The sequence below is a fragment of the Fructobacillus fructosus KCTC 3544 genome (assembly GCF_001438695.1).
Lineage (GTDB): Bacteria > Bacillota > Bacilli > Lactobacillales > Lactobacillaceae > Fructobacillus > Fructobacillus fructosus.
On the sequence record NZ_JQBH01000005.1, the window covers coordinates 80816 to 102164 of the forward strand.

18 protein-coding genes and 1 riboswitch are annotated in these 21349 nt (G+C 44.8%); of the genes, 13 read left to right on the plus strand and 5 right to left on the minus strand.

The annotated features are described in order from the left end of the window. Positions 1-2: 2 nt before the first annotated feature. The 6 genes from IV71_RS03320 to IV71_RS03345 all read left to right on the plus strand — a co-directional run bounded on the left by IV71_RS03320 (position 3) and on the right by IV71_RS03345 (position 7081). A complete protein-coding gene (locus IV71_RS03320; protein ID WP_010692006.1) occupies positions 3-968 on the plus strand; it encodes an ABC transporter permease in 966 nt (321 codons plus the stop codon). Between the two features lie 11 nt (positions 969-979). After that, entirely contained in the window at positions 980-1867 is an 888-nt protein-coding gene (locus IV71_RS03325) for an ABC transporter permease (protein WP_010692005.1), read from the plus strand. Between the two features lie 119 nt (positions 1868-1986). Beyond that, entirely contained in the window at positions 1987-3864 is a 1878-nt protein-coding gene (locus tag IV71_RS03330) for an ABC transporter substrate-binding protein (protein ID WP_010692004.1), read from the plus strand. A gap of 145 nt (positions 3865-4009) precedes the next feature. Next, the gene (locus tag IV71_RS03335; RefSeq protein WP_010692003.1) at positions 4010-5521 is read left to right on the plus strand and encodes a peptide chain release factor 3; all 1512 of its coding nucleotides are present in this window, start codon (positions 4010-4012) and stop codon (positions 5519-5521) included. A gap of 223 nt (positions 5522-5744) precedes the next feature. After that, a complete protein-coding gene (locus tag IV71_RS08550) occupies positions 5745-5840 on the plus strand; it encodes a putative holin-like toxin (RefSeq protein WP_010692002.1) in 96 nt (31 codons plus the stop codon). 529 nt (positions 5841-6369) lie between these two features. Further along, a riboswitch (THF riboswitch) is annotated at positions 6370-6465 on the plus strand. 34 nt (positions 6466-6499) lie between these two features. Beyond that, positions 6500-7081, plus strand: a complete 582-nt coding sequence (locus IV71_RS03345; protein ID WP_010692000.1) for a folate family ECF transporter S component — start codon at positions 6500-6502, stop codon at positions 7079-7081. A gap of 51 nt (positions 7082-7132) precedes the next feature. Here the strand turns inward: IV71_RS03345 and IV71_RS03350 are convergent, their stop codons facing one another. The 3 genes from IV71_RS03350 to IV71_RS03360 are packed head-to-tail and all read right to left on the minus strand — an operon-like array spanning position 7133 to position 10514. Then, positions 7133-7840 (minus strand): YczE/YyaS/YitT family protein, encoded by a 708-nt coding sequence (locus tag IV71_RS03350; protein ID WP_010691999.1) that lies wholly within the window; start codon positions 7838-7840, stop codon positions 7133-7135. A 38-nt stretch (positions 7841-7878) separates the two neighbouring features. Further along, positions 7879-9327, minus strand: a complete 1449-nt coding sequence (gene rlmD, locus IV71_RS03355; protein WP_010691998.1) for a 23S rRNA (uracil(1939)-C(5))-methyltransferase RlmD — start codon at positions 9325-9327, stop codon at positions 7879-7881. An 8-nt stretch (positions 9328-9335) separates the two neighbouring features. Further along, positions 9336-10514, minus strand: coding sequence for a DUF998 domain-containing protein (locus IV71_RS03360; RefSeq protein ID WP_010691997.1), 1179 nt, complete (start codon positions 10512-10514; stop codon positions 9336-9338). Positions 10515-10714: 200 nt separating this feature from the next. Here IV71_RS03360 and IV71_RS03365 point away from each other — a divergent pair, with 200 nt between their 5' ends. After that, positions 10715-10966 (plus strand): hypothetical protein, encoded by a 252-nt coding sequence (locus IV71_RS03365; RefSeq protein ID WP_010691996.1) that lies wholly within the window; start codon positions 10715-10717, stop codon positions 10964-10966. Positions 10967-10994: 28 nt separating this feature from the next. Then, positions 10995-13118 (plus strand): AAA family ATPase, encoded by a 2124-nt coding sequence (locus IV71_RS03370; protein WP_010691995.1) that lies wholly within the window; start codon positions 10995-10997, stop codon positions 13116-13118. Between the two features lie 152 nt (positions 13119-13270). Here IV71_RS03370 and IV71_RS03375 read toward each other — a convergent pair whose 3' ends face one another. After that, on the minus strand, positions 13271-14083 hold the full coding sequence (locus tag IV71_RS03375; protein WP_010691994.1) for a LysR family transcriptional regulator: 813 nt from the start codon (positions 14081-14083) through the stop codon (positions 13271-13273). 115 nt (positions 14084-14198) lie between these two features. Between IV71_RS03375 and IV71_RS03380 the strand changes: the two genes are divergently transcribed. Further along, a complete protein-coding gene (locus IV71_RS03380) occupies positions 14199-15191 on the plus strand; it encodes a YeiH family protein (protein ID WP_010691993.1) in 993 nt (330 codons plus the stop codon). Positions 15192-15801: 610 nt separating this feature from the next. Here IV71_RS03380 and IV71_RS03385 read toward each other — a convergent pair. Then, positions 15802-16110, minus strand: a complete 309-nt coding sequence (locus IV71_RS03385; protein ID WP_010691991.1) for a GNAT family N-acetyltransferase — start codon at positions 16108-16110, stop codon at positions 15802-15804. Between the two features lie 88 nt (positions 16111-16198). Here IV71_RS03385 and IV71_RS03390 point away from each other — a divergent pair, with 88 nt between their 5' ends. From IV71_RS03390 to cysS, 4 genes are all read left to right on the plus strand, one after another. Beyond that, positions 16199-16672, plus strand: coding sequence for a dCTP deaminase/dUTPase family protein (locus IV71_RS03390; protein WP_010691990.1), 474 nt, complete (start codon positions 16199-16201; stop codon positions 16670-16672). A 3-nt stretch (positions 16673-16675) separates the two neighbouring features. Further along, entirely contained in the window at positions 16676-18043 is a 1368-nt protein-coding gene (gene radA, locus IV71_RS03395) for a DNA repair protein RadA (protein ID WP_010691989.1), read from the plus strand. Between the two features lie 101 nt (positions 18044-18144). Beyond that, positions 18145-19641: a glutamate--tRNA ligase gene (gene gltX / locus IV71_RS03400; protein ID WP_010691988.1), complete on the plus strand. Its 1497-nt coding sequence runs from the start codon at positions 18145-18147 to the stop codon at positions 19639-19641. A gap of 78 nt (positions 19642-19719) precedes the next feature. Next, positions 19720-21126, plus strand: a complete 1407-nt coding sequence (cysS, locus tag IV71_RS03405; RefSeq protein ID WP_010691987.1) for a cysteine--tRNA ligase — start codon at positions 19720-19722, stop codon at positions 21124-21126. The last annotated feature ends 223 nt before the right edge of the window (positions 21127-21349 follow it).

The window sequence follows — 21349 nt, forward strand, 5'->3', positions numbered from 1 at the left end:
TTATGTTTAAAACAATTGTACGGCGTGTATTAATTATGCTGCCACAAATCTTCTTCGTTTCGATTTTGATTTTTATGTTGGCCCAGTTAATGCCTGGGGATCCATTTTACGGAAACTTGAACCCTAACTCTGATGTGGCAACAATTGAGCGAATGCGGCATGCCGCAGGTCTTGATTTGCCATGGTACGAACAATACGTTCGCTGGGTTGTTAACGTATTCCATGGTGACTTTGGTACTTCTTACACCGTTAACAAGGGTGTTGCTGTTTCAGAAATTATTGGTCAGCGTATTTGGCCAACTGTTTCAATGGGAATCATTGCAACGATTTTGACCTACTTCTTTGCCATGAGCCAGGCACTTATTTCAGCACGGAATGAGAACAAGCGTATCGATAAATTCTTGGTTGTATGGAATACGTTGACATCAGCCGTGCCATCCTTTGTCTTTTATTTTGTGATGATGGTTTTGTTTGTCTATGTTATTCCGATTTTTCCAAGTTCTGGAACAGGAATTGATGAAACTCAGGGATTCTTTACGAATTTCTTTGGGAACCTCTATCACGCTTTCCTTCCAGCCTTAACGATTGCCTTGTTCTCAACGAACAGTGTCTTTCAATACCTACGTTCTAACTTGCTGGATCAACAAGCGCAGGATTACGTTCGAACAGCCCGTGCAAAGGGTGTCCAAATTAAGGATGTTTTCCGTAAGCACATTCTGCGAAATGCCTTCCTGCCAATTGCTTCTGGAATTGGCTACTCCATCACTGGTGTTCTAGGGGGAGCCATGTTTGCTGAAACTGTTTTTGGTTATCCAGGATTAGGAGCCCTCTTTGTTCAAGCGCTGTCAGGTCGTGATTACACGATTATTACGGCTTTGATGCTGCTTCAAGGAATTTTGTCACTATTTGGTGGTCTCCTGTCAGATATTATTTCTGCCTGGGTTGATCCACGTATTCGAGTAAAGTAAGGAGTTTTAAAATGGAAAAATCAAAACAACGTTTTGGCTCACGTTTTTTTAAAAACTTCTCAGCCGAACTTGAACACGATGGGTTGGGTTTGACCGCTCTCATCATGTTGGTCACTTTATTCGTTATTATTTTTGTTGGACAATTCTTCGTTCCTTCAAACATCGGAACAATGTCCGATATTTTGAATGCTGATTTGCCACCTTTGACAGGTGGTCATATTTTAGGAACAACGGATTCTGGTGCCGATTTTATTTTGACCTTAATTGCTTCTGCTAAGAATTCCCTGATTATTGGAGTTGGTGTGGCGACATTGATTACGGCCATTTCCATTTTCTTCGGTATGATTATTGGTTATTTTGGCGGATGGGCAGACTGGTTAGCCATGCGAATCATTGATTTTTGGTTAATTATGCCTTTGATCATGATTTTGGCGATTATCTTCTCCACTTCAAAGGGAATGGGCATTTGGTCTCTGATTTTAATTTTGTCACTCATTTCTTGGCCAGCCAATGTTCGTTTGGTTCGAACATTGACACTTTCAGAGGTTAACCGTGATTATGTTCAGGCTTCTAAAATCTCTGGAACACCGTGGTACAAGATTATCTTTTCTGGTATTTTGCCAAACATTTCATCGACAATCATTTCGGACTATTCATTAACTTTGGCTGGTTCGATTGGAATTGAAACGGGATTAACCTTCCTGGGATTTGGTTTAAAGCACGGAACTAGTTCACTTGGATCTATGCTGCAAGTTTTGAATGGTTCGGCCTCGACGATTTATGCTCGTTGGTGGCTTTGGGTACCGGTAACAATTATTTTGATTGTTCTGACTTTCGGATTTGTTGTCCTTGGACAGGTATGTCGAAGAGCATTAGATCAGCGTCAAACAATGAAATAACACGTTTTAATTAAAATAATATTAAAAAATGTTGACATTCTCATGACACATGGTTATGATAAAAACAACCTAAATGACTTGAAGCGATTCGCGTCATATTTTATTGGAGGAAGGACCACATGGTAAGTGTAAAAAAGAAGGTGGCCTTCGGAGTTGGTGGCGCATTAATTGTTGCTGCTGTGGGCTTCGGAGTGTTCGCCATGAATTCAAAGGGCTATGATACAGCCTCAAAGGCCGTATCAGCTGGATCGTTCAAGGGAGATTTTAAAAACTCTAAGTCACCAATTAAAGGTGGCGTCTTGAAGGTTTCAACTCCTGGAAACGCTTCGGACCCCGTTACTTTTTCCGGGTACAGCGAATTTATTCAGGCAGCAGCTGTTCAGAGTGAGTTAGCACCTGCAAGTAATCAAATTTTCTATACGGATAGTAATGGAAAGGTGAAGGATGGCGGTCCTGCCAACATGAAGGTTGACAAGGATAACAAGACAGTTACCATCACGTTGCGTGACAACTTGAAGTGGTCGGACGGCAAGGATGTGACGGCCAAGGACGTCGAGTACTCATTGGAAAAGCTTGCAACGAACGAAGAGGCATCACAGAACTTCACTTCTAGTTACCTTGTAATTAAGGGAATGGAAGACTTCCAAAATGGTAAAGCCAAGTCCATCTCTGGAATCAAGTTTGATAACGGAGAAGACGGCAAGAAGTTGACGGTTTCTTACAGCTCACTTCCAGCTGGTGTGAACTGGGGTGATGGTGTGCCATCATACGCCCTTCCATACCACGATTTGAAGGATGTTGCTGACGATAAGGTGGCAACTTCTGATAAGGTAACGAAGCACCCACTGTCATTTAGCGCTTTCAAGGTAAAGTCAGTTTCTTCTGATTCTGTTGTTAAGTACGAGCGTAACCCATATTACTGGGGTAAGGCTGCTCGCCTGAGTGGAATTGAGTATCATGTTAACGATGACCAGTCAAAGCTTGAAAATGACTTGTCAAAGCAGAAGTTTGATGTGGTTACTTCTGTACCATCTTCCCTTTGGAAAGATGGTAATAAGGATCAGTTGGCTAAGTACAACAATGCGAAGGGCTATGCTTCTGTTGGTTCTTATGCTTCTCAGTACTATGAAGCATACTTTAACCTTGGCCACTACGACAAGGAAAAGAAGACCAACGTACAAGATCGTCAGACACCGCTTCAAGATGTGAACGTCCGTAAGGCCATTGGTTATGCCATGAACACTGGTGACATCGCCAAGAAGTACTCAAATGGCTTCCAAGAAGCAACAAACACAATCGTTTCAAAGTCTGATTTGAAGAAGGACTTCTACAACAAGTCCGTTAAGGGATACAACTCTAAGTCTTCAGGTGATCCTGAAAAGGCTGGCGAGTATCTGAAGAAGGCTGGCTACAAGAAGGAATCTGATGGTTACTACTACAAGGATGGTAAGAAACTGACAATTACCTTCATGGCTCGTACTGGAAGCACAACATCGGAGGCCCAGGCAAAGGCCTACATCGCAGCATGGAAGGCTGCTGGTATCGATGCAAAGCTCTATCAGGATAAGTTAATTGACTTCGCAACTTGGTCATCCATCATGACGACTGGAACGAACCAGGATTGGGATGTGACAATTGCCGGTTGGTCCGAGGGAACGGTTCCTTCATTCGGACAGCTCTGGGCGACGTCAGCTAAGTACAACATGGGTCACGTTGTTTCAGACAAGGTTGCTAAGAACCTTAGCGACACGGATAATGCAAGTTCAGACAGCACTATGATTCAAGACATCAAGGACTTCCAGAAGACTGTTGTTGATGATAACGCTTACGTCATCCCAACGACGACCCCAATAAACGCTTCACTGGTTAACGGCCGCGTTACAGGATTTACATCAGACAATGCAACGGGATTGACAACAAATGCTGGTAACGACCTTTATGCTCAACTTGGTGTTACTTCAGATACCCCAACGAAGTCTGGAAACCCTCGTAAGTAAAAGGTTTAAGTTAGAATAGCTTTTCTAAATTAAACGAAAGACAAGTTCGTAAAGAAATTTCTTCTCATAAAGAATCCACAAAAAGCAGCTAAGGCAGACATTGCGTCTAGCCCTAGCTGCTTTTTTCCGGTAGAATAAGGATATTATGACAGACTTTAAAGAAGCATTGAAAACAAGGCGAACATTCGCCATTATCTCTCACCCTGATGCGGGTAAAACGACTTTGACGGAGCAACTTTTGCTCCATGGTGGTGTGATTCGTGAAGCGGGAACGGTCAAGGGGCGTGGCGCGAAGAAGCTGGCTTCATCTGATTGGATGGCCATCGAGCAGCAGCGTGGAATTTCGGTTACCTCTTCTGTCTTGCAGTTTGACTACGATGGGAAGCGAATTAACATTCTGGACACACCAGGACACGAAGATTTCTCGGAAGACACGTATCGAACGTTGATGGCCGTGGATTCGGTTGTCATGGTTGTCGATGCGGCCAAGGGAATCGAGCCCCAGACAAAGAAACTCTTTGAGATTGTCTCAAAGCGTGGGATTCCGGTCTTTACCTTCTTTAACAAGATTGACCGCGACGCTCGAGCACCGTTGGACTTGGTTGATGAATTGGAAACGACGCTTGGAATCCAAGCCTTCCCGATGAATTGGCCCATTGGTTCGGGACAGATTTTGCAAGGAATTTACGATCTACGCCAAAAGGAATTAATTCCGTTTAAAAACGCTTCTGACCAGCCCGAAGTGATGGCTGAGGGGATGGATGAAGTGGAATTGCTTGAAGATGCTGGAAACGACTTTGACAAGGATGCCGTGGAACATGGAAAATTGACCCCGGTCTTCTTTGGATCTGCATTGGCTAACTTCGGTGTGACGGAATTCTTGGAGCAATACTTGCAGTACGCACCGGAACCAGCTGCCGTTGAAACGGTTGATGATCAGTTAATTGAGCCAACCAATGACCAGTTCTCAGGTTTTGTCTTTAAGATTCAGGCCAACATGGATCCCCGACATCGTGACCGCATCGCCTTCGTACGGATTGTGTCGGGTGAATTCAAGAAGGGGATGGATGTCACATTGTCTCGAACAGGCAAGAAGCTTCGTTTGGCCAACGTGACCCAGTTCATGGCCGAAGAACGTGAAAACGTTCAAGATGCCGTTCCTGGCGATATCATTGGGGTCTACGATACCGGGAATTTCCAGATTGGTGACACGATTTATTCGGGTAAGAAAAAGCTGACTTTCCCTGATTTACCAACCTTCACGCCAGAATACTTTAACAAAGTCATTGCTAAGGATGTCATGAAGCAGAAGTCCTACCACAAGGGAATCACCCAGTTGGTACAGGAAGGAACGATTCAGCTTTATAAGTCTTGGAACTCCAACGAATACATTCTTGGTGCTGTCGGACAATTGCAGTTCGAAGTGTTTAAATTCCGAATGGAAAACGAATACAACGTGGCCATTCAATTCGAACCAATCGGTTCAAAGGTCGCACGTTGGATCAACCCAGACCAGGTTGACGAAAAGATGGCCTCATCACGTAACCTTTTGGTGAAAGACCGCTATGACCGGCCAGTCTTCCTTTTTGAAAACCAATTTGCTTTGAATTGGTTTAAGGATAAATATCCGGACGTTGATTTGGAAGCAAAGATGTAAATGAAAAGGACAGGTAATCAACCTGTCCTTTTTTAAAACTTAGATTTTCAATAAACGTTGGCATAATAGGGATAATCGATGATTTTTATTTTTTTGATTGCTATAATGACGGCATAGTAGACAAGTGAAGATGGTGGCGCTCCCCCTAAGAGGAGGTGATGCGTATGGTCAACGACCATAACGTTCAATCCTATGGAAAGGAGGTGCCTGGGTGGTTCCAGTGATGGACACTCTTCAACTGGTGGTAGCTTTTGCGATTCTTATCGTCATGCTCATCACGTTAGTTGTTGAACTTATTAAGTTAAGCCAAAAAAAATAACCATCTCCGCTTTGACCGGTCGAGATGATTACTAAGTCATTATTAAAAGGGGCCGCCACCACTTTGTGGGTCTACTTAAAGCGGTTGAGTTAGCGCTCAGTCGCTTTTTCCTTTGCCTTTATTATAATAGTAGCCCCTTTCTCTAGCAAGTTACTTGGCCTATATGACGAATGGTCATCGAAGTGATTAATAATTATTTCTTCTTATTCGAACGGACGCCAATTATAAGAAGGACGGAACAGATTAAGATTGCCAGATTGAAGAAAATACTAATAATCGGATTTTTGCCAAGTGGGCTGAACAAGTTGAGTCCCTCAAGTACCATGATGGCCAATAAAAACCAGATAAAGTGTTTTTCGAGGAACTTTTTCATGAAATTGTCTCCTTTATAAGTTGGGATATTGTATTGATTGTTTTATTTAGTATAGCATAGGTATTTTAGGAGCTTTTCGAAATGACTTTGGTCGAGGGGCTTTTATAAAACCTGCTATAATAGGAAGCGGCGTTCTGCTAGCGAACGCCAACAATTTATGGGGTAGGAACCCGTGCGTTAAGTGCGCTGGAAACGGAATGTGGGCCAGCGACGAAACAGTTAATGTGCGGTACGGGTTTCGCATTCACCAATCCAGGTGAACGTTCCTTTGAGGAGGTTCAATCATATGAACAATACACGCACGCGTTTTTCAAGGTGGGGACTGCCCATCTTGTCCGTCCAGCAACTGGTTTTACTGGCTGCTCTGATCGCCCTTTCCTTCATCTTGGGTCGGGTATCAATCACAACGCAGATTCTTCGAATCTCGTTTGTGTTCCTGGCATCCTCTTTGATGGGAAAGTGGTTTGGTCCCATCTGGACTATGCTGGTCATGGTTTTGTCGGACTTTGTTAAAGTCACCTTTATCTCGGGAGGGACCTGGTCGCCGGTGATGGCGATTGGGGTTGCTTTGGCTGGTTTAATCTATGGTGCTTTCTTTTATCGGGAGCGCCAAGATCAAAAGCTGTCTTGGCTAACCATTGCGCTGGCCGTTTTGGCTATTACGGTGTTAATTAATCTCGTGATTAATACCCTGGCGATTATGTTCTTATACTCGCCTCACCATTCATGGTCGGTATTTATGGGGATGCTTTCACCACGCTTGCTGAAGTCCGTGATTTTTTATCCAATTCAACTGGTGTTGACCTATTGGATATTGAATAATCGGGTTGTTCTTGATTTATCAAAGCGTTTTTTCCAATACAAATAAGGTAAAAAAGGAAGCCAATCATGTCTAATGATTGGCTTCCTTTTATTTTGATTAGTGGGGTTGTTGTGGTATATCCTTATGAGACTTGTCCAAGTTTCCGTGAACAAGCATCGGAAAGATATGGCGGTCTGACCAGGCGATGATTGGTCCCTGACAGAAGAAGGCAAAGGCGGTTCCGATGTTTAGGGCAACAACGGTTCCGGAAAGCAACCAACAAACTAAGGAAATCATAATTCCAACGACGAAGTTGGACATTTGGGCTTTCGGTGCTGATCCGTGGAAGTAAGAAAAACGGAGAATGTTGGTCAAATCATCGATGGGATGCAAGATGACATTGACGCGCTGGTAAATGGAAATCCCAATGCCGATGGTGGTTAGACCAATCATGTCCAAAATAATTTTGGCCCAGAGTGGGTAGGCAACTAGATGGAAAAGATTGAAAAATCCTGTAAAGAAGCCAGCCAGAAATGAGAAAAGCAGGCCAAAGAGAATGTTTCCGAAGAAGCGGCGCCAATCAAGTTTGTGAGCAAAGAACATGTTGGCAACGGCCACTAAGACAGTTGTTAGGGCCAAAAATAAGGTGATGGGGAGGCCCGTCACGTTAGCTAAGTTCGCGGCGCCAGCTGTCCAGGGCGCGGAACCCAAGTTGGTAGAAACGGAGAGGCCGTTTCCGAGCGCATCGAGCGTTAACGATAGGATGAAATAAAAAAGAAATTGTTTGAAGGAAAGCTCGAAGTACTGTCCATCATGATTAAGCATGTAAACTGCCTCCTGTGTAATAAAAAGGGTGATAAAGTCTACTTTAAGCTCAGCTTAACGACACCTTCCCAGCGTGGCGTTTGCGGAAACATGTCGACGGGCTGGATGTAATCAACCCTGTAAGCGGAATCCAAATCCCGTAGGTCACGTGCTAAAGTCGAAGGATTGCAAGAAATATAGACAAACTTTTCTGGTCGGGCTTTGAGGATGGCGCGTTTTAAGTCAACCTCTAGGCCCGGACGGGGTGGGTCAACGACTAGGGCCGTTGGCTTGAAACCATCCTTGGCCCAGCTCTTAAAGACGCGGTCGGCGGAACCGACTTCGTAGTGGGCGTTTTGAATCCCGTTTTCTTGAGCATTCAGTTCGGCATCGGCCACGGCTTCGGGGATGATTTCCATCCCGCGGACTTCTTTGACTTTGTAAGCCATGGAAAGACCTAACGTACCGACTCCGGCGTAGGCGTCGACCAAACGGTCGGTTGACTGCAAATCGAGAGCGGACAGCGCCACTTCGTAGGTTTTTTCCATCTGCTCATAGTTGAGTTGCAGAAAGGCTCTTGGGGAAAAGTTAAACGTTAAGCCCAAGATATCCTCTTTTAGATAGTCAGATCCCCAGAGTTTCCAAGTTTCATCACCCCAAATGAGCGAGTTGCTACCGTCATTTAGATTTTGAAAGAGGCCTTGAACTTCTGGTAGTTCCTTCTGAACGTCCTGAATAATGAGGTCTTCATCTGGCAATCGATCGTCCGTGGTCACAATGGTGGCCTGGGCCTGTCCCTCTTCGTTAGTCCGAACGATGAGTGTTTTCACTAATCCCTTCTTGGTTTTTTCGTTGTAAAAGGAGAGTGAATGTTTGTCAAGAATTTGTCCAAGGTGGCGGATAATCTTTAGCGTACGAGGATCTTGAGTGGCCATTTCGGGTAGGTCAACCAAGTCATGGGTGCCCCGCTTGTAAAGACCAATGGTCAGCTGGCCTTTCAGCTTACGGATTGGTAACGAAGCCTTATTACGATAATGGGTGGGATTAGCCATGCCCAAAGTGTCTAGAATCTGAATCTGTTGAAAGCCTTTTGGTTGGAACTTTTCCAGTGCTTGAACGATTAAGTCCTTTTTGAAGGCCAGTTGGGCCGGATAAGAGAGGTGAGCCAATTCAAAACCACCGACTAGGTCAGCGGCAGGGTCCTCGGGTACCACTCGGTCAGGCGAAGGTTCACGGACTGTCACGATCTTGGCCTCTAAGTATTTATCGGTAACCTTGGTGACTTTTGCGGTAACTACTTCACCAGGCAATGCGCCGGGAATGAAGGTGATTTTACGTTTGAAATAGCCGATTCCCTCTCCATTAATGCCCATGCGCTTGATTGTTAAGGGAAACTTTTGACCGACTTTGACAGAAACCTCGCCCTGACGGGGCTGGTAGCGTCGGTGAGTGTCTGGACCTTTAGCGGTTTGTTTTTTTGATTTAATGTTCTTTTGGTATGCTGACATAATCTCTCCTAGTTGAGGGCTTTGAGTGTAAAGGAATAAGTATTGTCTTTTATTTCGTACAGTTCGTGAATGTTTTGCATGAGTAGTAATAGCCAGGAAATGCCCATCGTTAGCACGAAGATTTCAAAGGCTGTTAGTGAGAAATAATGGATGCCGTAAAAAAGAAGCGAGGATAGCAACATACCAATAGCCGTTGAAAAGGAGAAGATAAAGAACTCCCGTGAGGCATTGGGTAATAAGAAGCGGATGCTAATCATCGGTAGGCCGGTGCCGAGAATCAAAAAATTGGCGGCGGTGTCATGGGCAATGTGCAAAATGCCGGGGTCGTTTGGCAGAGCGCCGATGGCAAAGAGACAAAGTGCATCAAAAGTCAAAAAAGCACGTAGTAAAATGAGTCGCCAGTTTCTGGGGATTCGGTTCTGGATGGGGACAAAGAGGTAATCGATTAAGGTTGCCCAAAGCAATCCAGCCACCATCAATGTGGCGTTAAAAGTCCATGAAAAGTCAGCCTTGGCCGTGCCGAGAAAAGAAAAGTTGTGCTGCCACCAGAGGAGGCGCGAATTGGTGACCATGGCCACCAAAACACCACAAACAATGGTGATAATGAGCAAAAACATCATGAAAGTCGTCGAGATTAACGTCGCTGAGTAAATCATGACGTAGTTTTCGACCGAAATGAAGATGAAGAAAATGAGTGTTGCTGTTAGAGAATCAAAGGAGGCCGCCTGAAACAGATAGCCGATGGCCCAGAAGAGGGCAACGGAAGTGAAGGCCTGAATGAGGGCGAAGGAAAAGAAAAGGGTTGGGGCCAAGCGGCGGGCGACTTTTTTCTTGACTGGATCGACCATTATCCGGATACTTTGAAGATGGGTATACATAAAGGTCGCCATTCCGGTGATTTCGCCTAAGAAAATCACCCAAGTGGCGATGGAGTTTGTCCCAGTCAGTGGCACTAGGTTTTCATTTTGCCAAATAGTAAAGAAGGCAAAGAAAGCGCTAGCTAAAATAGAGGGAATTAAAAAGCGACGGATGGACAGTTGCTGGTTTTGATTTTGTTCCGTTTTTCGATTTGGTAAGACTTTAAAGGCTTGGTTGCTAACCTGAATATCGAATTGCTCGCCATCCTTGAGATGGAGCTCATCAACAGCTTCTTTTGGTAGTTCGATTTCAAAACGTTTGTTCGCCACGGGCTTACCTCTTAAATAGGAAAAATAAAGAAAAACCAGTCAGCATCCTGCTTTCTGGTATTGTTTCTTCTAGTTTAATGGAAATTTTAAAAAATAGATATAGCACACTTGTGTTATAACACAGATGTGTTATACTAATTGTTGAGGTGGTTACAGGATGGTAAAGAATATGACAGCAAATAGTGAAATGGAGGCTGCATATGGTTCGATTCAATATTAAGCGTTACTTGGACGATAAATCGTTAACGATTTATCGAGTGTCCAAGCAATCAGGATATGGCTACACCACCATCCATCGGTCTTTTAATAAAGATCAGTCGCAAGCAACGTCGATGAACGTTCGCGACTTGGATGCATTAGCTAAGGCTCAGCATCTCGCGATGTGGCAAGTTCTGCAGGAACTTGAAGAGGGCTATAGTGAAGTGCAAGATGATAGTAACCGAGTCAAATAATAAACTATAAATAAAGGTAGGTAAGATTATGGCATACCAAAACGATCCTTTTAACTCAGATATGAATGATATTTTTAACAACATGATGGGCGGCCTCGGTGGCATGAACTCTGAAAACCGTCGTTACCTCATCAACGGACGGGAAGTTACCCCTGAAGAGTTTGCACAATACAAGCAAACAGGTAAGTTGCCAAACATGGACCAAGCACAAACTGCCGGGAACGGTCGTGCTAGTCAACAAGCTGGTAAAGTAAAGCAAGACGGCATGCTCCAAAAGCTTGGCCGTAACTTGACTCAAGAAGCTAAGGATGGCTTGCTCGACCCAGTGATTGGACGTAACAAGGAAATCCAAGAGACGGCTGAGATTTTATCTCGTCGTACAAAGAACAACCCAGTTTTGGTTGGGGATGCCGGTGTTGGTAAGACGGCGGTTATCGAAGGTTTGGCACAGGCAATTGTTGCCGATGACGTTCCTGCCGCTATCCAAGACAAGCAGATTTACTCAATTGACATTTCTCAGTTGGAAGCTGGTACCCAGTACCGTGGTGCCTTCGAAGAGAACGTTCAAAAGTTGATTGACGAAGTTAAGAAGGCTGGAAACGTTGTCCTCTTCTTCGATGAAATCCACCAAATCCTTGGTGCCGGTTCAACCGGTGACGGCGAAGGTGGTAAGGGATTGGCTGATATCTTGAAGCCAGCTTTGTCACGTGGTGAGTTGTCATTGATTGGTGCCACTACCCAAGACGAATACCGGAACACGATTTTGAAGAACGCTGCCTTGGCCCGTCGTTTCAATGAAGTGAAAGTCAACGCTCCTTCTGCGGAAGATACCTTGAAGATTTTGAAGGGTATTGCGCCATTGTACGAGAAGCACCACAACGTGGCTTTGCCTGATGATGTTTTGAAGGCAGCCGTGGATTACTCAGTGCAATACATTCCACAGCGTTCATTGCCTGATAAGGCCATTGATTTGATTGATATGACGGCCGCTCACTTGTCAGCGAAGAACCCCGCAACGGACAAGGTTTCACTTGAAAAGCGTTTGGCTGATTTGCAAGCTGAACAAGACCGCGTCGTAGCCGAAGAGGATTACGAGAAGGCTTTGTCAATCAAGAAGCAAATCAAAGACATCAAGCACGAATTGAAGGAGACAAAGGAAGCCAAGAAGGTAACCGCAACTCCTAACGACGTTGCCAAGTCTGTTGAGCGTTTGACTGGAATTCCTGTTTCACAGATGGGTGCTTCAGATATTGAACACTTGAAGCAAATTGACAAGCGCTTGGCCGGAAAGGTAATCGGTCAAGATGAAGCGGTTAACATGGTTGCTCGCGCAATCCGTCGTAACCGTGCTGGATTTGATGAAGGAAACCGTCCAATTGGATCATTCCTCTTCGTCGGACCTACTGGTGTTGGTAAGACGGAATTGGCAAAGCAATTGGCTAAGGATCTCTTCGGTACGAAAGAATCCATTATCCGTTTGGACATGTCAGAATACTCTGACCAAACAGCCGTTTCAAAGTTGATTGGTGCCACTGCCGGATACGTTGGTTATGATGATAACTCACACACTTTGACTGAAAAAGTTCGTCGTAATCCTTACTCAATCGTCCTCTTGGATGAAATTGAAAAGGCCAACCCACAAGTCTTGACTTTGCTCTTGCAGGTCTTGGATGATGGTCGTTTGACGGACGGTCAAGGAAACGTGGTTAACTTCAAGAACACGGTTGTTATCGCCACTTCGAACGCCGGCTTCGGTAACAAGGAAGTCGAAAAGGGCGATTTGATGGATCGCTTATCACACTTCTTCCGTCCAGAATTCTTGAACCGTTTCAACGGTGTGGTTGAATTCTCGGCTTTGACGAAGCATGACTTGAAGCAAATTGTTAACTTGATGTTAGACGATGTTAACGAAACGTTGGCTAAGAAGGATATCACGTTGACAATCTCTGACGAAGTCAAGGAGCACTTGATTGAAGATGGTTATGATGAAGCCCTTGGTGCACGTCCATTGCGCCGTGTTATCGAGCAACAAATCCGTGACCAAGTAACGGACTTCTACTTGGACAACCCTGATAAGAAGGAATTGTCCGCCGACTTGGTTGATGGTAAGGTTGTTATCTCTGCCATCGAAGAAAAGAAGGCAAAGAAGTAATTAGGAATTACTTCTAAATAAGTATTATAAAAACACGCTTCTGGCGAAGTAAATCGCTGGAGGCGTGTTTTTGTGCACAAAACATACCTTTTTCATCAATGATGAGAAATAAAGTAGTCTGAGTGCTGTTTGCTTTGGTAAAAGGCTTTGGATTAGGAATCCTTCTTTTTAAATAAGTGATTAATCGCTGAAATGAATTTTTTTACTTGGTAGCTGGTTTCAGACTTTGAATAGATGAGGTTGATTTCCCGCTTAAATTGGGGCCCTAAAGTCTGATAAGGCGTGTCTTGATCAATTAAGTTTTTAGAGAGGACGGACTGGCCGAGACCTCGTTTAACTAGGTCGAGAATCAAGCTATTATCGGAAATTTCCAATAGATGCTGATCAGGATGGCTTTCTTGAAGATATCGGTCACTATAGAAGCGCACACCAGAACCTAATTCTCGAATGAAGAGCGTCTTGCTGGAAGAGTCACCAGCCAGAACCAATTCATCATTGAAAATGGGTAGTTGAACAATGTTTTCGTGACTCAGGGGTTTTTCGACAAAGCCGATTTGGGCCTTTTCGTCTAGTACGGCCCTTAGTATATCGTTCGAATTTGAAACGGCTATTGAAATGTTGCTCTGGTCATTATCAATCAAAGGCATGATGTCTGGAATGATTAAATGGGCTGCGGAATGCGAGGCTACAATTTGAACCTTTGCGCCTAATTGATTAGTAAAGGCGTTTTTGATGTCGTTCCATTTGGTGACTATTTCAAGCGCCTGGGGGTAGAGCCGATCCCCTTCACTGGTTGGCCGAACCTGTTCTCTTTTATGACGAACGAAGAGTGGTTGTCCCAACTTGTTTTCCAACTTTTTGATTTGGGTTGACACGGTTGATTGGGATATAAAGAGAATTTCTGCCGCTTTATTGAAACTTCTGGTTTGATAAACCGTTAGAAAGGTATTCAAATTCGGTATCATTTTAATCGACCTTTTCGATTAGACAATGCATTAAAATCGTATTACAGAATAAAATAATTATGTCATACTTAGCTTGTTAATTCAAAACACGTCGATTAATGAATGGGGGACTATTTTGAAAATACGTAAGGAACAGTATTTAGGAATCGCCTTGGTGGTGGTCGTGACGATCATTTCGCAAGTTTTGGCAATCTTCATACCGAGCGTTGGCGCTGAAAGTATTGCAATGATTCTTGGAATTATATTGGGCAACACGCTTTTTTCACACAAAAAGTATACATCGGGCATTAAGTGGTCCGAAAAGTATCCGATTGAAATATCCATTGCCTTGCTCGGTGGCACGTTAACCGTGACGACACTGACAAACGTTGGTTTGAGGGGTGTCGCCTTTGCCGTCATTAACATGGCCATTATCATTACGACGGCCTACTTAGTCGGCCGACTGATCTTTAAAGCCGACATTAAGAGCAGTCTCCTTATGTCGGCTGGGAACGCCGTCTGTGGGAGTAGCGCGATTGCCGGTGTTTCGCCGGTTATTGGGGCAACGGACGATCAAAGAAGAACAACCATTGCCACTGTGTCGTTGACGGGAATGTTGCTGTTGTTCACGCTGCCAACGGTTGCGCCCGTTCTACTCGCACATGATAATTTTAAGATGGGGGCCATTGTCGGTGGGACTTTGCAATCGGTTGGACAAGTCTTAGGAACTGCCTCCTTAATTAATGCGAGCGTGGTGACTTATGCGACACTGTTTAAGGTCATCCGCGTGATGCTCTTAGTCGTTGTTGTGATGTTCTTTGCGCGTTTTGCAAAGTCGCGAGGCATTACTGATGTTGATGTTGAAAAGAAACCAAGTATTTTGCCTTGGTACATCGTTGCCTTTATCTTTTTAATCATTGTTAATTCACTTTTGAAGCTACCAGTCTATATTGAACAGCCCGTCCGGTTCTCTTCTAGCTTTTTAGGAATTGTCAATTTAGCTGCCATCGGTCTCAACTTAAAGTGGGAGACGATTAAAAATAGTGGTGCGAAGGTTCTATCCTACGGATTTTTGGTTGGGTTGATTCAGGTTATTGTGGCCTTGGTGCTAATTAAATGTGTTCTATAACGTCAAAAGTAGTTAATTGAAAGAGAAAAAACACGCGATGGCTAATTAGAATTGGCCAGGCGTGTTTTTTTGTTGGCGGAATTAACTAAAACATTGCTCGATATGATCATCAGGTAAATCAACAAGAAAGGCTTTGTAAATCGTATTCAGTGCCAATTGTATTTGCAGAAAGCTGTGCTGATGATCTTGCTTTTCAATGCGCAGGACAATGGCATGATCAACACTTTGGGAATACTAATTAAGAGAGTGATTATTTCAGAGAAGGTCGGTATACAGTTCCTCCGTTAGTTCTTTGGTTCCGGCTAACGCTTGTTTAATGGGCTTGAACACAATGAGATACAAACTTCTTTAAAGTGTATTGAAGTGTGCATCGTAGCATTTTTAAAAATAAAAAAGTCGTTTCGAAACTGTGATTTCAAAACGACAAAATTAATGATTATTTCCCACCCAAATAGTCTATGACTTTTCTAGCAAGAAAATCACTGAGTGTCACCAAGTGCTGAGTACGCCGTATGGAAGAAAAACATCAATGTAAATCAAGAGTACGAATGGAGAAAATAAAAGTGGCCAAAAAGGTGGTGATAGGGGTCCTTTTCTATCGAAGTACGAACTAAATTGAGCAGGAATTGGCTTTGGGACCATCTTCTAAGGCCACGTCGGCATAATCCTCCTGGTAACGCTTGAAGAGTGCCGCCGCGTAGCGGCAGTCGGGTTGAACTTTTTGGCCTTGTGAACGGGCTAGGTCGCAGACGGCATCGACCAGTTGGCGCGCGATGTTTTGACCACGTAGGCTGGGATCAACGTAGGTGTGATTCAAGACGAGGACCTGGTTGTGCGCTGCTTTTAAGTAGGAAACTTCTCCCAGACGTTCCCCGTCCTTTTCGTAGTAGAACCAACCGGGTTTTTGAATGATTGCCATGTGCTTCCTCCTTTTTGAAATGAAAATAATGACGTATAATGGTAGTCATCATGTAAGTAAAGTTTAGCAGAAAAGAAGGGAACGCGAAATGCCGGTACGAGGATTTGAAGTTGTCACAAAATATGAAGAGGCAGGGTTGAACTTACCAAAGCGTTCCACGATGTTAGCTGCGGGCTATGACTTTGAAGCTGCAGAAGATAAAGTCATTCCTGCATGTGGCCTGCAAGAGTCACTGAAGCCGGTCCTAGTGTCAACTGGAATCAAAGCGTACATGCAAGAAGGTGAGTACTTGCAGCTAGTATCCCGTTCCTCTGGTCCCATCAAGAAAAAGTTGATGATGCCAAACGGTGTGGGTGTAGTCGATGCTGACTATTACAATAACGAAAAGAATGAAGGCGAAATTTTCTTCCAGTTCTTGAATTTTGGGGATGAAGATTTACAGATTAAGAAAGGCGACCGGATTGGCCAGGGACTTTTCTTGCCGTTTTTGTTAGCGGACCAAGATGCAGATGACATCAAGATTGTCCGTGCCGGCGGTTTTGGATCAACGGGGGAGGCCTAATTCGTGGCCAAGACGAAAACACAATTTATTTGTTCGAACTGTGACTTTATTTCAGCGCGCTACTTGGGTCGCTGCCCAAACTGCGGTGAGTGGGGGACTTTTGTTGAAGAAAAAATTCAGCCGGAAACTCAATCTCGAAAATCGCGAGTTGGGCTAGACGGTAAAGCAGCTAAAGTTCAAAAAATTAACCAAGTTTCGCTGGAAGAAACACCGAAAGTCGCCACGAATCTTCAAGAATTAAACCGTGTGCTTGGCGGTGGTGTGGTTGCTGGTACCCTTGTTTTGATTGGGGGCGATCCCGGAATTGGGAAGTCCACGCTCCTGTTACAGGTGTCTGGACAGTTGGCTAACCATGGCAAAGTCCTTTACGTGACGGGAGAAGAATCCGCCACACAGGTTAAGATGCGGGCGGACCGGTTGGAAGTTGGTGGGGAAGACTTTTACCTTTATCCCGAAACGGATATGGAGGCAATCAAGAAACAGGTGGAAGAACTGAAGCCGAACTTCTTAGTCATTGATTCCGTTCAGACGATGCAGGAACCGGATTTGACATCGCCGATTGGTTCGGTGGCGCAGATTCGAGAAGTCACGGCGGACCTGTTACAAATTGCAAAGACAAACAACATTTCCATTTTCATTGTTGGTCACGTAACGAAGGGCGGCGCCATCGCTGGTCCAAAGATTTTGGAACACATGGTCGATACAGTTCTATACTTTGAGGGCGATCGGCACTACAAATACCGTATCTTGCGGGCCGTCAAAAACCGTTTTGGTGCAACGAACGAACTAGGAATCTTTGAAATGCGCGATAAGGGATTGGCTGAAGTGGCCAATCCTTCGGAAATTTTCTTGGAAGAACGGTTGGCGGGAGCGACTGGCTCTGCCATCGTCGCGACTTTGGAAGGGGAACGACCCATCCTGGTTGAACTGCAGGCCTTAGTCACACCATCGGTCTTTGGAAATGCGCAGCGAACGGCCACTGGTTTGGACCGTAACCGGGTATCCCTGATTATGGCGGTTTTGGAAAAACGGGCTAACCTGTTGTTGCAAAATCAGGATGCTTATTTGAAAGCGGCTGGGGGTGTGAAACTGGATGAACCAGCCATTGACTTGGCGATTGCCGTGGCGATTGCCTCTTCCTATCAGGATAAGGAGTCACCGGCATCGGATGTTTTCATCGGTGAACTGGGGTTGACTGGTGAAGTTCGTTCGGTCACTGATTTGGAAGGCCGTTTGAAGGAAGCGCGGAAACTTGGCTTTTCCAGGGCGGTGGTTCCCAAAAACAATTTAGGCGGAGTCAACGTGCCGGATGGCTTAAAGGTCATCGGGGTCTCCACGATTAAGGAAGCCTTGCAACTTGCCCTTGGTTGAGAAACCCGGTAAAGTCGGGGATTCGACTGAAAAGACGGCCTTTTTGTTGTATACTAATTAAGAGAAATTTTCAGCTAAGCTGACTTAGGAGAAAAGAATTCATGACAGACGACTTTCGTGTCCGCTATGCCCCATCACCAACGGGCTACTTGCATATTGGAAACGCCCGTACGGCGCTGTTTAACTGGCTTTTTGCACGTCATTACAACGGTACTTTTGTGATTCGTATCGAAGATACTGACGCTGCCAGAAACATTGCTGACGGGGAAAAGTCCCAACTCGATAACTTAAAGTGGTTGGGCTTGGACTGGGACGAATCACCAGAAAACCCTGGTGAATACGGTCCTTACCGCCAATCAGAACGTAACGAACAGGGAATTTACCAACCCTACATCGATGATTTGTTGAAGCGTGGTTTGGCTTACAAGTCCTACAAGACTTCAGAGCAATTGAAGGCTGAACGTGAAGCGCAACAGGCGGCTAAGCAGGCTCCTCACTATGTGTACGAATACGAGGGAATGTCACAAGAAGAGCGTGAAGCTGAATACGCTAAGTATGAAGCGCAGGGATTGAAGCCCGTTGTTCGGATTCGTGTGCCTGAAGAAAAGGTTTACGAATGGGACGACATCGTTAAGGGACACATTTCCATTGGTGGAAAAGAAGTTGGTGGCGATTGGGTTATCCAAAAAGCTGATGGTATGCCAACGTACAACTTTGCGGTTGTGGTTGATGACCACTTGATGAAAATTTCGCACGTTTTGCGTGGGGATGATCACGTGTCGAACACGCCAAAGCAAATGATGGTTTACGATGCCTTTGGTTGGGATATTCCAAAGTTCGGGCACATGGCCCTAATCATCAACGCAGCAACTGGTAAGAAGTTGTCTAAGCGTGATAACGATGTTCTGCAGTTCGTGGAGCAGTACCGCGAATTGGGTTACCAACCTGAAGCCCTTGATAATTTCATTGGTTTGCTTGGTTGGTCACCAAAGGGTGAGGATGAAATCTTCTCCCTTGAAGAATTTAAGAACATGTTTGACGAGCACCGTTTGTCAAAAGCAAACGCTAAGTTCGATCAAAAGAAGCTGGAGTGGATTAACAACCAGTGGATTCGTCGCGAAAAAGATAAGATTATGCCACAACTGATTGATGAATTGGTCAAGGCCGGTTTTATCACGGAAGATGAGGCAAAGGCTAAGCACGATTGGTTAGTCCAAGCCATTGACGTTGCCGGAGTAGATGGTATTTCTTACACTCGTCAAATTGTTGATTTGATGCGTGAACCTTTCTTCCAATTGGGTGAAATCACGGATGAAATGACGGATTACCTCACGTCAGAAGCCGGTCAAAAGGTCTTGGCTGCTTGGAATGATGCGTACCGTGCACTGCCTGACGATACTGATGCAGACACCTACATGAAGACGATTCGTGCTATTCAAAACGACTTGGAAATCAAGGGACGTGATCTTTGGAACCCAATCCGAATTGCCACAACCCATCAGATTCAAGGTCCCAACTTGCCAGAATTGCTTGTTCTTTTAGATAAGGAAGAAGTACTGAAGACAATGGATGACGTTATCGCTAAGTATCAGGGGTAATCATCACATAAAAGCGAGAGCCGGTTGGTTCTCGCTTTTTGTTATAATTAAGAAAAAAGTCGAAAAGGAAGCAGAAGCATGCAAAGTGTCTACAACACCTATAGTTTGGAAAAAGAGATCTTTTCACCAATCGAACCCGGCAAGGTGCGCATGTATCTCTGTGGACCAACGGTATACAACTACATCCACATTGGGAATGCTCGTTCTTCCGTGGCCTTTGACACCATTCGGAAATATTTGGAATGGCGGGGTTATGACGTAAATTTTGTCTCAAACTTTACGGATTTGGGTGACAAAGTCATTGCTCAGGGTGAAAAGGAAGGCTTAACTGAGGAAGAAGTGGCTGACAAATACGCCGATGCCTTTTTGGAAGACGTAGCGGCTTTGAATGTGGAGGCAGCGACTAGTCGGCCACGTGCCACACAATATATGGAAGAAATGGTTCACTTCGTCGAAAAATTAATGGCGGAAGGGATGGCCTACGAGGTCAACGGCAACGTCTATTTCCGGACGAATCAGTTTAAAAATTACGCCGTGTTATCGCACCAAAACATGGACGAATTAAAAAAGAACGCTGCCGGCCGTCTGGATGGGGATGACCAGGAAGAAAAGGAAAACCCAACTGACTTTGCTCTCTGGAAGAAAGAGGTCCGTGAGAATGTCACTTCCTGGCCATCGCCATGGGGACCAGGACGCCCAGGGTGGCACCTGGAGTGTTCAGTAATGAACGACGTTCTCTTGGGTGAAACCATTGATATTCATGCGGGCGGCATTGACCTGGTCTTTCCACACCATACGAATGAGTTGGCCCAGTCTGAGTCTTACCATGGCAAGACGTTCGTCAACTACTGGTTGCATAATGGCTTTGTGAACATTAACGACGAGAAAATGTCCAAATCGCTGGGGAATTTCGTAACGATTCATGACTTGTTGCAAGATCCCTCCATCGACCCTCAGGGATTGCGGTATTTCTTAGCCAAAACACAGTACCGCCGTCCAGTCGCTTATTCTCGCGCACGTTTGGATCAGGCTCAGCAGGAATTAACAAAAATTTACCGGACGATGCGGGCCGTGGCTAAGAAAGCTGGAAATACGGGGGAGGTGTCTGCCGACTTAGCGGAGCAGGTGCACTTGTTGGAGGAGCGGTTTATTGGCGCGATGGATGACGACTTTGGGGTGGAGAACGCACTAACGGTTGTCTTTGAAGCGCTGACTTTGGCAAACCGTTCGCTTGAAGCAGGTGAATCAGCAGCGGGATTGCAACTGATTGAAAACCACCTGCAAAACTGGCTGCATATTTTTGGAATTGATCATTTTGAGGAAGAGCATCAGTTATCGGACGAAGTAAAGCGACTTTTGGAGCATAGGGCACAAGCACGCAAGGAAAAGGACTTCGCGTTATCCGATGAGTTGCGTGATGCCTTAAGGGAAAACGGAATAGCTGTCAAAGATGGTCGCGATGGTCAAATCATTGAATGGTTATAAAATAACGAACAATTTGATGTGAATGCCAAAAATAAAAAGCTGAGAAACGAATGTTTCTCAGCTTTTTAAATGGTATAACAGATGAATTATGATTTGTTTGTTTTTTTGAAAAAAAGCATTGACCAAGAGGAAGAAAGTCAGTATACTAATTATTGTTCCTTGCGAAGGACAAGCGCTTCGGCAAAGGTCGAAGGGCAAGAAAACTCAATAAAAAGTAGTTGAC

Bases quoted from the DNA above. Each gene is read 5' to 3' on its own strand.
- IV71_RS03320 (WP_010692006.1), top strand. From the start codon at position 3: ATGTTTAAAACAATTGTACGGCGTGTATTAATTATGCTGCCACAAATC.
- IV71_RS03325 (WP_010692005.1), top strand. From the start codon at position 980: ATGGAAAAATCAAAACAACGTTTTGGCTCACGTTTTTTTAAAAACTTC.
- IV71_RS03330 (WP_010692004.1), top strand. From the start codon at position 1,987: ATGGTAAGTGTAAAAAAGAAGGTGGCCTTCGGAGTTGGTGGCGCATTA.
- IV71_RS03335 (WP_010692003.1), top strand. From the start codon at position 4,010: ATGACAGACTTTAAAGAAGCATTGAAAACAAGGCGAACATTCGCCATT.
- IV71_RS08550 (WP_010692002.1), top strand. From the start codon at position 5,745: ATGGACACTCTTCAACTGGTGGTAGCTTTTGCGATTCTTATCGTCATG.
- IV71_RS03345 (WP_010692000.1), top strand. From the start codon at position 6,500: ATGAACAATACACGCACGCGTTTTTCAAGGTGGGGACTGCCCATCTTG.
- IV71_RS03350 (WP_010691999.1), bottom strand. From the start codon at position 7,840: ATGCTTAATCATGATGGACAGTACTTCGAGCTTTCCTTCAAACAATTT.
- rlmD (WP_010691998.1), bottom strand. From the start codon at position 9,327: ATGTCAGCATACCAAAAGAACATTAAATCAAAAAAACAAACCGCTAAA.
- IV71_RS03365 (WP_010691996.1), top strand. From the start codon at position 10,715: ATGGTTCGATTCAATATTAAGCGTTACTTGGACGATAAATCGTTAACG.
- IV71_RS03370 (WP_010691995.1), top strand. From the start codon at position 10,995: ATGGCATACCAAAACGATCCTTTTAACTCAGATATGAATGATATTTTT.
- IV71_RS03375 (WP_010691994.1), bottom strand. From the start codon at position 14,083: ATGATACCGAATTTGAATACCTTTCTAACGGTTTATCAAACCAGAAGT.
- IV71_RS03385 (WP_010691991.1), bottom strand. From the start codon at position 16,110: ATGGCAATCATTCAAAAACCCGGTTGGTTCTACTACGAAAAGGACGGG.
- IV71_RS03390 (WP_010691990.1), top strand. From the start codon at position 16,199: ATGCCGGTACGAGGATTTGAAGTTGTCACAAAATATGAAGAGGCAGGG.
- gltX (WP_010691988.1), top strand. From the start codon at position 18,145: ATGACAGACGACTTTCGTGTCCGCTATGCCCCATCACCAACGGGCTAC.
- cysS (WP_010691987.1), top strand. From the start codon at position 19,720: ATGCAAAGTGTCTACAACACCTATAGTTTGGAAAAAGAGATCTTTTCA.